This window comes from bacterium, assembly GCA_040754625.1.
Classification (GTDB): domain Bacteria; phylum JACRDZ01; class JAQUKH01; order JAQUKH01; family JAQUKH01; genus JAQUKH01.
Genome location: JBFMCF010000069.1, coordinates 1 through 11056 on the forward strand (window position 1 = coordinate 1; position 11056 = coordinate 11056).

At 39.1% G+C, this 11056-nt stretch carries 10 protein-coding genes; 6 read left to right on the plus strand and 4 right to left on the minus strand.

Going from position 1 to position 11056, the window contains the following annotated elements; all coding sequences use genetic code 11:
* Positions 1 to 1166 (minus strand): PAS domain S-box protein (locus tag AB1498_06275; GenBank protein MEW6087895.1); only part of this gene is annotated, 1166 nt, incomplete at its 3' end.
* A 38-nt stretch (positions 1167 to 1204) separates the two neighbouring features.
* The gene (locus tag AB1498_06280; protein ID MEW6087896.1) at positions 1205 to 2593 is read right to left on the minus strand and encodes an FAD-linked oxidase C-terminal domain-containing protein; all 1389 of its coding nucleotides are present in this window, start codon (positions 2591 to 2593) and stop codon (positions 1205 to 1207) included.
* A gap of 103 nt (positions 2594 to 2696) precedes the next feature.
* Here AB1498_06280 and AB1498_06285 point away from each other — a divergent pair, with 103 nt between their 5' ends.
* Together AB1498_06285 and AB1498_06290 are read left to right on the plus strand one after the other, a co-directional pair.
* The gene (locus AB1498_06285) at positions 2697 to 3746 is read left to right on the plus strand and encodes a hypothetical protein (GenBank protein MEW6087897.1); all 1050 of its coding nucleotides are present in this window, start codon (positions 2697 to 2699) and stop codon (positions 3744 to 3746) included.
* A gap of 3 nt (positions 3747 to 3749) precedes the next feature.
* Positions 3750 to 4460 carry a methyltransferase domain-containing protein gene (locus AB1498_06290; GenBank protein MEW6087898.1) on the plus strand — a complete coding sequence of 237 codons (711 nt, stop codon included), beginning with the start codon at positions 3750 to 3752 and terminating at the stop codon, positions 4458 to 4460.
* 2 nt (positions 4461 to 4462) lie between these two features.
* Here the strand turns inward: AB1498_06290 and AB1498_06295 are convergent, their stop codons facing one another.
* Entirely contained in the window at positions 4463 to 5113 is a 651-nt protein-coding gene (locus AB1498_06295; GenBank protein MEW6087899.1) for a histidine phosphatase family protein, read from the minus strand.
* Positions 5114 to 5200: 87 nt separating this feature from the next.
* On the opposite strand from AB1498_06295, the gene ubiE reads away from it, so the two are divergent.
* Entirely contained in the window at positions 5201 to 5980 is a 780-nt protein-coding gene (gene ubiE, locus AB1498_06300) for a bifunctional demethylmenaquinone methyltransferase/2-methoxy-6-polyprenyl-1,4-benzoquinol methylase UbiE (protein ID MEW6087900.1), read from the plus strand.
* Here ubiE and AB1498_06305 read toward each other — a convergent pair.
* Positions 5977 to 6792: an LOG family protein gene (locus AB1498_06305; GenBank protein ID MEW6087901.1), complete on the minus strand. Its 816-nt coding sequence runs from the start codon at positions 6790 to 6792 to the stop codon at positions 5977 to 5979. The two genes, ubiE and AB1498_06305, sit on opposite strands and share 4 nt — an antisense overlap.
* A gap of 136 nt (positions 6793 to 6928) precedes the next feature.
* On the opposite strand from AB1498_06305, the gene AB1498_06310 reads away from it, so the two are divergent.
* Genes AB1498_06310 through gatA form a run of 3 tightly spaced genes read left to right on the plus strand, consistent with a single transcriptional unit; the run spans position 6929 to position 10840 of the window.
* Positions 6929 to 9076 carry a UvrD-helicase domain-containing protein gene (locus AB1498_06310; GenBank protein ID MEW6087902.1) on the plus strand — a complete coding sequence of 716 codons (2148 nt, stop codon included), beginning with the start codon at positions 6929 to 6931 and terminating at the stop codon, positions 9074 to 9076.
* Complete coding sequence (gene gatC / locus AB1498_06315) at positions 9066 to 9353, plus strand: Asp-tRNA(Asn)/Glu-tRNA(Gln) amidotransferase subunit GatC (protein MEW6087903.1); 288 nt, start codon at positions 9066 to 9068, stop codon at positions 9351 to 9353. The genes AB1498_06310 and gatC overlap by 11 nt, the downstream gene beginning before the upstream one ends.
* A gap of 23 nt (positions 9354 to 9376) precedes the next feature.
* Positions 9377 to 10840 carry an Asp-tRNA(Asn)/Glu-tRNA(Gln) amidotransferase subunit GatA gene (gene gatA / locus AB1498_06320; GenBank protein ID MEW6087904.1) on the plus strand — a complete coding sequence of 488 codons (1464 nt, stop codon included), beginning with the start codon at positions 9377 to 9379 and terminating at the stop codon, positions 10838 to 10840.
* The last annotated feature ends 216 nt before the right edge of the window (positions 10841 to 11056 follow it).

An 11056-nucleotide genomic window follows, 5' to 3' on the forward strand; every position in this document is an offset into this window, starting at 1 on the left:
CTCAGCGTATTGGCTATCAGGTTGCTTAATTTTTGAGATTGTTCGATTATTACTTCGGTATATTTTTTACAGGAGTTATCTTTCCCGGTATTTTCGTTAAGTATGTCCGATATTGATAAGATTACCTGGACAGGATTCTTAATCTCATGCGCTATGGTTGCGATGATTTCGCCCAGTTCCGCGAGCTGGCGGGATTGCTTAAGCTGGTTTTCCATTTCTTTTTCAATAGTCAGGTCCGTAAACACACACAGGCTGCCGATATTATTTCCTTCATAATCCCTGAGCACTGAATTCCTGATTTCAAGCGGGACATAGCGCCCGTTTTTAATTTCAAGGGACATTTCCCTTTTAACTTCTTTTTCCCCCCTGGTGAAAAATATGTCTTCACCCAGTTTTTTAATTACAGGAATTGAAAGTATGGGTTTTCCCTCGAGTTCTCCGGAATCTAATTCCAGGATTTTTTCCGCGGTCCTGTTGAATTTAGTGATAATGCCGTTTTTATCAATTACAATCAGGCCGTTTGTCGTTGACTGGAGGATGTGATTGTAATATTCATTCATGTTTTTTAACCTGTCATTGGTTTCTGTAAGGGCATGGGTGGCTTTATTGATTTCATTTTCCAGGTATTCCTTTTCGCGTTCGGACTGCACAAGCAATGTTTGTTTCTTTTGCACTTCCTGGGACTGGAAGCTGCTGGAAAGAGCTATTATGTAAAAAAAAGGGAAACGTATAAGAAAACCGGGATTAATCAGGTATTGAATTGAACCGCTGCTCTTGAATACCATAAACCCGTAAACTATACAGGCAGCGGTGGCCACAAATAAAGTTGCATTTGTATTTTGCCCTATAGCCGCCATCAGGATTGCCAGAAAATAAATTAGATAAAAATCACTGTCCATTCCGCCTGTATAATAAATTGCCAGTGAAGCAAATAAGGTGTCACTTATAAAAATCGCGTAATTTAACCAGGGTTTTTCAAATGTCGAGTCTTTTATAAAATTAAATAGGAAACCGCTCAGACTGTACGCGAAAAAAATTATGGTTATAAAAGGCGAATCAAAAATTATCTTTTGGTTTTGAACGAAAAGCAAAAGGACCACAAAAACTATCATCCAGCGCAGGAGGATAAATATTGTTTTTTTTGTATAGGTTGTGCTTATCTGCATGATTTTTATCATATCGGCAAAACCAGTTAAAAAGATAATCAGAGATCAAATATTTTTCCCGGGTTTAAGATATTTTTCGGGTCAAAACTTTTTTTAATGTTTTTTAATACATTTAAAGCGGGCTGTTTTATATTTAAAAGCAAATAAGGTTTTTTATAAAGCCCTATTCCATGTTCACCCGATATACTGCCGCCCAGGGAAACTACATTGATAAATATTTCGTCCAGGATTTTTGGATGTATTTCGTCCCATTTTCCATCATCAATATTTTTTTTCAGGATATTCAGATGGATATTTCCGTCCCCCGCGTGGCCGAAACAGATAATTTCCACACCATATTTTTTAGATATCTCTTTTACTTTTTTTAACATATTTGGTATTTTAATCCTGGGAACAACAGTGTCTTCAACATCAATGACCGCGCTTTCAGCCTTGAGGCTGTCGAATAGCCGCCTTCTTGCCTCCCATAAACGTTCCTGTTCGGAAGGGCTTTCCGCCAAAAGCACATCCACCGCGCCGTTTTCAATAAAGATATTGCCAAGAATTTCATATTGAGATGACAAATCGTCCTTTTTCATTCCATCCAGCTCTACAATTAAATAAGCTTCGGCTTTTGGATATGGGAATTTTTTCTGCAGGAATTTTTCTGAATACAGGAATCCGTCTTTTTCAACAAATTCAATGGCAGACGGGATTATCTTTGACTTTAATACTTCCGAAACGCATGCAGACGCTTTTTCCATATCATTAAACGGGACCATTAAAGCGACACGCTCTTTTGGCATGGAAAGGAGCTTCAGCGTAATTTTTGTTATAATACCGAGTGTGCCCTCTGAGCCGGTCAGGATCCCGATTAAATCATAGCCTGCGACATTTTTTATTAATTTCCCGCCAAGTGAAATTATTTCACCGTTAGGCAAAACAGCTTCCAGCCCGCAAACGTAATCGCGGGTAATACCGTATTTTACCGCCCGCGGGCCGCCGGCATTTTCGGCTATGTTTCCTCCGATACTGCAGCTGTCCAGACTTGCGGGGTCAACAGGATAAAACAAGCCTTCTTTTTGGACTGCCTTGTGCAAATCCCCGGTTATAACGCCCGGTTCAGTTATAACCATAAGGTTACCGGAATCAATATCGAGAATGCGCTTTATTTTTTCCATGCTGAGGACAATGCCGCCTTGTAAAGGTACCGCCCCCCCGGTCAAACCTGTGCCCAATCCGCGCGGAGTAACCGGAAATTTTTCCTCATTGGCCAGGACAAGTATTTTTGAGATTTCTTCTTTTGAAGAAGGTGTCACAACAGCATCAGGGAAGTACTTCTTCTCCTGTATTTCATCGTGGCTGTAATTTTCCAGTTCTTCTTTTTTCAAAAGAACATTTTCTCCACCGCATATATTTTGCAGTTTTTGTATAATTTTTTCATTCATGGACACCATTTTATCATATTATGGCCAATAAACGCTTTTAAAAATAATCGACAAATATAAAAAAAGGGTATAAAATTAATGCGGATAAGAAAGGAATATCAACATGCTGCGGGCAGGATCCCAAATATTAAAAATTAACACCCCGGGAAAATATTTAAAATTGGTTTTACTGGTACTAATTATCCTAACCGGAAAAGCGCAGGCAGAGGAAAAATATGTTTACAAGGATATAGTTACAGTAAAATGGGGTTCAAAAACCGGAGAAATAGGCAAGGGCTTCGATGACTTGCAGAGCCTTCCTTATCTTATAAAAGCGAATGCGAATAATCAAAAAATATATTTATATGACAATATAAATTCAAAAATAGAATCATTTGACTATAACGGCAACCATTTATGTTCGTTTCCGACTGATATAGAACAAGGGAATACCATATTTTTTGACGGTGAAAACAATGCTATTTTAATAAAATCGGATTTCGTCGGCCCCAAAATAGATATGAGAAGGTATGGTTCGAAAGGGGAATTGTTAAACAAATTTGATTTGACTCCGGAAAATTTAAACACAGTTGAATATGGCCATTTTTTTATAATCAACCAGACCTTGTTGATTTTCCCAAACCTTGATAATAATAAAAAATTTTGGTCTTTAAATATGGGGACAGGCAAAATTACCTATGATGTTGAAGCCACGTGCATAACATCAATAAAAGGGTTAAAAAAAATTTTTATAAAAAGAGAGGAATTAACAGATAAGGAAAATAATAAGTATAAATATTATATTGAAATAAAAGATGAAAATGATAAAGTTTTAAATAGATTTTCGATTGCCGACGATTTGGGACCATATTGTTTATCAGGCGTCGATAAGAATAATTTTGTTTATCTGGTGCATGAGTCAAACGAGACACAGGTTGACCCCAACAGTTTTGAAATAATCGGGCATGAAGTCCGGCTGGCAATTGCAAAATACAGTGAAGAAGGCAGATTAATTTTAAAGCAGGAACTTGCGGAAGATTATGACGCTGATGGTCTGGAAAATAAAAGACATTCATTTATCGATGTAGACATTAACGGCAGTATATTTCAGATTTTAGGGAAAAAAGACGGTGTTCATATATTAAAGTGGGAACAAAAGACGGGCAGTCCCTGAAATATGAAAAAAATAGTTAAAAAAATATTATCGCCGTTTTTTTACCGCTTTCACTCCAGGAACACAGGCATTAAAATGGAGATAAAATTCTGGGAAAAATGGTTGTGTGAAAAAGGTGGAAAATGGAGAGAGGATTTCGAATACCGGGTAAATCCCGATTCTTATGTGTCTGGTTTCCATAAAGAGGTTATCGATTTGATCAACAAGGAGGAAATAAATGTTCTCGATATAGGTGCCGGGCCATTGACCGCGATAGGGAAGAAGCATCTTTTAAAAAAAATCAATATAACCGCCGTTGACCCCCTTGCCGGGGACTACAATTTGATTCTGAAAAGATATAAAATAGAGCCTCCCGTAAGGACCTTGAATGTTTCTGCCGAAGAGATTACAGTTATATTCCGCGGAAGAAAATTTGACTGGATTAATGCCCAAAATTCGCTGGATCATACAGCCGACCCCATAAGTGTAATTAACCAAATACCCGCTCTTTTATCGGATAACGGGGTATTGTCATTGTTCCATGAAATTAACGAGGGATTGGAAGAGGGCTATCGCGGATTTCATAAATGGAATTTTGCGCCGTCTGATGGAGGATTTACGGTGTGGAACCCTCAAAAGAAGGAAGTTTTCAATGACGGTGATAAGGGCTTGAAAATTTCAACAAGAGTAATGGAAGGGAATTTATTGTGCATTATTAAAAAAATTCAGCCGTAGATTTACTTCTCCAGATAAATATCTTCCTTTGCGTCAAGGGAAGATACACAGAGATGGGATGAATCGTTGATGCCGGTAATGTATAATTTTTTGTTGTAACCCTGGATGTAAGTTATGCCTGTGTTCGTGAGGGACATTCTTGTGATAAGTTTGTTGAAATTGCCTTTTAAAATATGGCAGATAATCGCGGTGATAGTTCCCGCATGGGCTACGATGATAATATTGTCGTCGTCTGAATGATTTTTAAGAATGTTCCTGAAAGTCCCGCTTACCCTTTTCCTGAATTCCGGTATATGTTCAGCGCCCGGGATAAGGGTTTTTGTGGGGTTTTTCCGCCATTTTTCATACCCGCTGTTATATTCCCTGTTTACTTCTTCAGGGGTTTTACCCTCCCATTCACCAAGGAAGATTTCAGCGAGGTCTTTATGGAATGAAATAGGCAGGCCAAGGTCCTTGGAAAGGACCTCTGCGGTCTGTTTAGCGCGCATGAGTTCAGAGGTATATAAAAAATTAAATTTTTCTTTTGTCAGGCTTTTAGCCAGAAGTTCAACCTGGTCAACACCGGTCTTTGAAAGAGGCGGGTCGCTTTGACCCTGGATTACATTCCTGCCGTTTAAAACTGATTCACCGTGGCGGATAAGATAAATTTTCATAATTGAATTGCTTTTGTTTTAAATAAACATTATAATTTATTTTTAAAGAAAAATCCATTACTTTAATCAAATTAACGGGAGCTGATTATGCCTGAAAAAAAACAGATAACGGGAGAAGAAATGAAAAGGATGGTTCTGGAAATGAACCGCCCGGAGAATAAAGAAATAAAACATAATTATGTGCGGAAAATGTTTAATACTATCGCGCCGAGTTATGACCTGATGAATACGGTTTCATCTTTCGGGATTCATTACATGTGGAGGAACAAGGCCGTAAGGCTTGCCGGGGTCAAGTCCGGGTACAATGTTTTGGATGTCTGCTGCGGGACCGGAGATTTCAGCATAGCGTCTGCAAAAGCGGTGGGTTCAGCGGGAAAAGTTACCGGCCTTGATTTTTCTTCAGGAATGCTCAAACAGGCGAAAGAAAAAATAAAAGGCAGGCCGTTTGAAAATAATATAAGCTTCCAGGAAGGAGACGCCGAAAAACTGCCGTTCCCCGACAATAAATTTGATGTGGCCACGGTCGGGTGCGGCATCCGGAATTTGACAAGCCTGGAACAGGGATTTTCCGAGATGAGGCGCGTAGTAAAACCCGGCGGAAGGGTTGTCTGCCTTGATTTGGGAAGGCCCGTGATTCCCATATTCCAGCATATATACATTTTTTATTTTTTTAAGGTAGTGCCTTTTCTGGGCCAGATTGTCAGCAACCAGAGAGAGGCATACACTTATCTCCCGCATTCGCTCCATAGTTTTCCCGGCCAGGAAGAACTCAAAAAGATCATGGAAAAAGTCGGATTAAAAGACGTCCGTTACTGGAACCTTTTCGGTGGCGCCATGGCGATACATATCGGGATTAAGAGCCTCTAAATAAACTTTATTAATTCCTTTTTTAAGAAGTTAAACGCCTCGCCCACATCATCAAAAAAATTAATGAGTTTCAGGTCATTCCTGCTTATAGTTTTATATTTTATCATTTCATCGAAATTTATTATTTTTTTCCAGTAATCGGTTCCGAACAAAATTACCGGCAGTTTCTTCTGGATTTTACGGGTCTGGATTAACGTGAGGATTTCAGATAATTCATCAAGCGTGCCGAACCCGCCGGGGAAAACGATCAACGCCTTGGCCATATAGGCAAACCAGAATTTACGAATAAAAAAATAGTGAAATTCGAACGCCAGGTCATCGGTTATGAAATTATTCATGACCTGTTCGAACGGCAGGCTTATATTAAATCCTATTGATTTTCCTCCCGCTTCGTATGCCCCTTGGTTTACGGCCGCCATTATACCGCCGCCGCCGCCCGTGCACATTAAAAGTTTACTTTTGCCTTTTGTAGTTTGTTTTGCCCACTGGGTCAGTTTATAAGACAGGGAACGGGCTTTTTCATAATACTGGGACATATATAAATCAGTTTTAGCGGATTCAAAGTCTTCCAGGGATTTTTTAGTATGGTTAGTTTCAGCCTCAAAAAGCTTCCGCATTTTTTCAAAATTACTTTTAGCGGCAAATTTCGATTTAATCCGCGCGGAACCAAAAAATACTATGGTGTTTTCAATATTATATTTTTTAAACCTTGTTTTTGGCTCGATAAGTTCACATAATACTCTTATGATCCTCGCATCGTGGCTTTGTAAAAAATCAAGATTTTTGTATGCCTTTATTGCTGTTTTTTTCATTTTTTACTGCCTTTCTTTTTTTCACCCCTAGGGGTTAAATTTATTCCCTTGCAATTTTTCTGAAAATAGAATATCATATATTACTATATCGTTTTTCTCTTGTGTCAACTTTAGGATAGGGACGAATGGAATATATATGTGTATTTCTTCAAATTTAAACCCAAAACAGAGAGAAGCTGTTGAATATTCAGAAGGCCCGCTTCTGATTTTAGCCGGGGCCGGGAGCGGGAAGACGAGGACCATAACCCACCGTATTGCCCACCTTATTGACGAAAAAGGTTACCATCCTTCCCAGTTATTCGCCGCGACATTTACTAATAAGGCAGCCGATGAAATGAAAGACAGGATATATACTCTTGTGGAAAAAGATATTAATGGTCTATGGATCGGCACTTTTCATTCTACCTGCGTAAGGATTCTCAGGAATTACCTGAAAGAAAAAAATAAATCAAGTTATTTTGTCATATACAGCGCAAGCGACCAATTTCATCTAATCAGGGAATGCATGAAGGAGTTAACTATAGATGAAAAGCGGTTTAACCCGGCCACCTTTGTGTCTAAAATATCACAGGCGAAAAATAAACTTATAGGTGTTGAAGAGTATAATCAGAATGTCAGTGATTACCTTGAAGGGACAATCGGCAGGGTCTATAAACTTTACCAGGAAAAACTAAGGGAAAATAACGCGTTTGATTTTGATGATTTGATTATGGAAACAGTCCTTCTCCTGGAAAATGACCGCGCGGCAAGAGCATATTACCAGGAAAAATTTTCTCATGTTTTGGTGGATGAATACCAGGATACAAACAGGGCGCAGTACCAGTTTATCAGGCTTATTACTCCAAAAGATAAAAATATATGTGTTGTCGGGGACGAAGACCAGTCTATTTACCAGTGGAGGGGAGCGGACATTAACAATATATTGGATTTTGAGAAAGATTTTCAAAATGTAAAAGTAATCCGGCTTGAGGAAAATTACCGGTCAACCCAGACCATTCTTAACGCGGCAAATGTTTTAGTTAAAAATAATCATGAAAGAAAAGGTAAAACCCTTTGGACAAAAAATAAAAAGGGAGAAAAGATAAATTATTATTTACTGGAGACGGAACAAAAAGAGGCCGAATTCATAGTCCAGAGGATAGTCGAATTCCACAAAGATCAAAAAGTCCCTTATTCACATTTTTCTGTATTTTACAGGACGCATGTCCAATCGCGGGTTATAGAAGACGCACTGCGGCGCAACAATATTTTTTATAGTATTGTCGGCGGGGTAAGATTTTACGAACGGAAGGAAATCAAAGATATTATTGCGTATCTCAGGGTGATATTTAACCCGCATGATACTATCAGCCTGAAAAGGATAATAAATGTTCCACGGAGAGGAATAGGGGAAACTACAATTGAAGAAATTCATAAATTTTTAAAAGATAAAAAAATAAGTTTATACGACGCACTTATAAAAAGCAATGAAGTTTCAAGTATTTCAAACCGGACAAGAGAAAAACTAAAGGAGTTTATTTCCTTGATAGGAGAAATGCAGGGACTAAAAAATGAATGCCCGTCAAGGATATTGTCAGAGCTTTTAGATTTGACTCAATACGAAGAAAAAGTTATCCAGGCAGACACTATTTACAGTGAAGAAAGGGAAGAAAGCATGGAAGAATTTTCCTCCGCTGTCAGGCAATATGAGGAGAAAAACCCGGATGGTTTTCTTGGCGGATTTTTGCAGGAAATCTCCCTGGTTACGGACATAGATACATGGAATAAAAATAAGGATTCTGTGACTTTGATGACTTTTCATAACGCAAAAGGTTTGGAATTCCCGGTAGTTTTCATGACGGGAATGGAAGAGGGGATTTTTCCCCATTTTAGTTCTTTCGCGAGCGAAAAAGAATTGGAAGAAGAAAGGCGGCTTTGTTATGTAGGAATAACAAGGGCCAGGGAGTCGCTTTATTTGACCGCGGTTAAAAGGCGGTATCTGCATGGGACAGAGGTAATGAATCCTCCGTCAAGATTCATTAAAGAAATCCCTAATGACCTGATAAATTTTGAAAAAAGTTTTTCCGGCAATGAAAGCAAAACCGTACCTGAAATACGGGTAATTTGCGGGTATAAAACGGGGGATATTGTGGAACATTCTAAATGGGGAAAAGGATTTATAAAAGATATTAAGGGTGATGGTAATGATGCCAGGGCAAATATATTTTTTAACAGTGCCGGGGAAAAAATTTTATTATTAAAACTCGCACCGATAAAAAAATTGAGGGAAAAAGATGAGTGTTAACAAAGAAATAGTGCAAAAAATAGCAAGACTCGCAAACATCTATTTTAAAGAAGAGGAATTGGAAATATCTACTAAAGAATTAAACCAGATACTTAATTATGTCGAGAAATTGTCTTCTCTGGATACGAGCGCCATTAATCCCACATTTCAGGTTACCCCTATAGAAAATATCTACAGGAATGATATTGCACAGAAATCCCTGGATTTGGAAAATACACTGCCAAATGCACCCGAAAAAGAAGGAGAATTTTTCAAGGTTCCAAAGATAATTGATTAATAACTACTTTTGAGAGGTTTTAGATGAATATCCATTCGTTATCCGTAAAAGAACTGAATAGTAAACTTAATGAAAAAGAGTTGTCCTGCAAAGAAATAGTGGAAAGCTACATTAAGAGGATCCAGGATGTTGACCCAAAGATAAAAGCTTTTTTATATATTAATGAAGATGGCGCGAGAAAAAAGGCCGGAGAAATTGATAAAAAAATTTCTTCGGGCGCGACAATAAAACCCCTGGAGGGAATACCGGTTGCCATAAAAGACAATATGTGCACTGAAGGGATGCTTACCACCTGCGCGTCTAAAATTTTATCTGGTTTTAAACCGCCTTATTCGGCTGATGTCATAAATAGGATAGAGGACGCCGGGATGATAATTATCGGCAAGACCAATATGGATGAGTTTGCCATGGGTTCTTCCACCGAAAATTCAGCGTTTGGGCCTACGCGCAATCCATGGGATTTTGAAAGAGCGCCGGGAGGTTCCAGCGGAGGCAGTGCCGCGGCAGTGGCCGCGGATGAAGCGCCGTTGTCCCTGGGGTCGGATACCGGCGGTTCTATCCGCCAGCCCGCGTCTTTTTGCGGCGTTGTGGGGTTAAAACCTACTTATGGGAGGGTCTCACGCTATGGATTAGTGGCGTTTGCTTCTTCACTTGACCAGATAGGCCCGTTTTCCCGCGAAGTTTATGATAATGCGCTTTTATTCCGGGCGATTTCCGGTTATGCCCCAAAGGATTCAACAAGCGTAAACCTTCCCGTTCCGGATACGGCAGATTATTTAAGGAAAGATATCAAGGGGTTGAGGCTCGGGATTCCGCGGGAATATATTGATCCTGAAATGGATGCTGAGGTAAAAAATAAAATATCGGAGGCAATAAAAAAATTTACTGAATTAGGGGCAGTTATTAAAGAAGTATCACTGCCCCATACGGAATATGCTGTTTCTGTTTATTATTTAATTGCCACCGCGGAAGCATCAGCCAATCTTGCGCGTTATGACGGTGTCCGTTACGGTTTTAGAACAAACAAAGCCGGGAGCCTTTTTGAAATGTACAGCAAAACACGGGGTGAAGGGTTCGGTACTGAGGTCAAACGCCGGATAATGCTCGGGACATACGCGTTAAGCGCGGGATATTATGACGCTTATTACCTGAAAGCTCAAAAGGTGAGGACTTTGATTAAAAAGGATTTTGATGAAGCTTTTAAAATATGCGACGCTGTTATTACCCCGACCGCGCCGACACCCGCTTTTAAAATAGGTGAAAAATCAAAGGATCCTCTGGAAATGTATTTGTCAGATATTTTTACAATTTCCGCGAACCTCGCCGGCATACCCGCCATTTCAATCCCATGCGGATTCAGCCGTGACAATCTTCCTATCGGTTTACAGATATTAGGCAAACCGTTTGACGAAGGTACAATTTTACAAATAGCGTATAATTTTGAACAGGCGACGGGGTATCACTTGAAGAAACCGGATATTTCTTAAAACGCTATCTAAATTTTTCTTGTTACAAACTATAGCGATTTTTACATTTAATATGGTGGTATAACCTCGATATCTTTCATTGGATAATGTTTGGACTGCACCCCTAAAACTGTAATTATATGTTAGACTATTGATAGGACCTAAAGCCCAAAACGGGCAGAAAGGAACCTATCATGAAACCGAAACGAACCTTTACCAACGAATTTAAACGCCAAA

What these genes read in the sequence shown, in the direction of transcription:
- AB1498_06280 (MEW6087896.1), bottom strand. Translation starts at nt 2,593, where the DNA reads ATGAATGAAAAAATTATACAAAAACTGCAAAATATATGCGGTGGAGAA.
- AB1498_06285 (MEW6087897.1), top strand. Translation starts at nt 2,697, where the DNA reads ATGCTGCGGGCAGGATCCCAAATATTAAAAATTAACACCCCGGGAAAA.
- AB1498_06290 (MEW6087898.1), top strand. Translation starts at nt 3,750, where the DNA reads ATGAAAAAAATAGTTAAAAAAATATTATCGCCGTTTTTTTACCGCTTT.
- AB1498_06295 (MEW6087899.1), bottom strand. Translation starts at nt 5,113, where the DNA reads ATGAAAATTTATCTTATCCGCCACGGTGAATCAGTTTTAAACGGCAGG.
- ubiE (MEW6087900.1), top strand. Translation starts at nt 5,201, where the DNA reads ATGCCTGAAAAAAAACAGATAACGGGAGAAGAAATGAAAAGGATGGTT.
- AB1498_06305 (MEW6087901.1), bottom strand. Translation starts at nt 6,792, where the DNA reads ATGAAAAAAACAGCAATAAAGGCATACAAAAATCTTGATTTTTTACAA.
- AB1498_06310 (MEW6087902.1), top strand. Translation starts at nt 6,929, where the DNA reads ATGTGTATTTCTTCAAATTTAAACCCAAAACAGAGAGAAGCTGTTGAA.
- gatC (MEW6087903.1), top strand. Translation starts at nt 9,066, where the DNA reads ATGAGTGTTAACAAAGAAATAGTGCAAAAAATAGCAAGACTCGCAAAC.
- gatA (MEW6087904.1), top strand. Translation starts at nt 9,377, where the DNA reads ATGAATATCCATTCGTTATCCGTAAAAGAACTGAATAGTAAACTTAAT.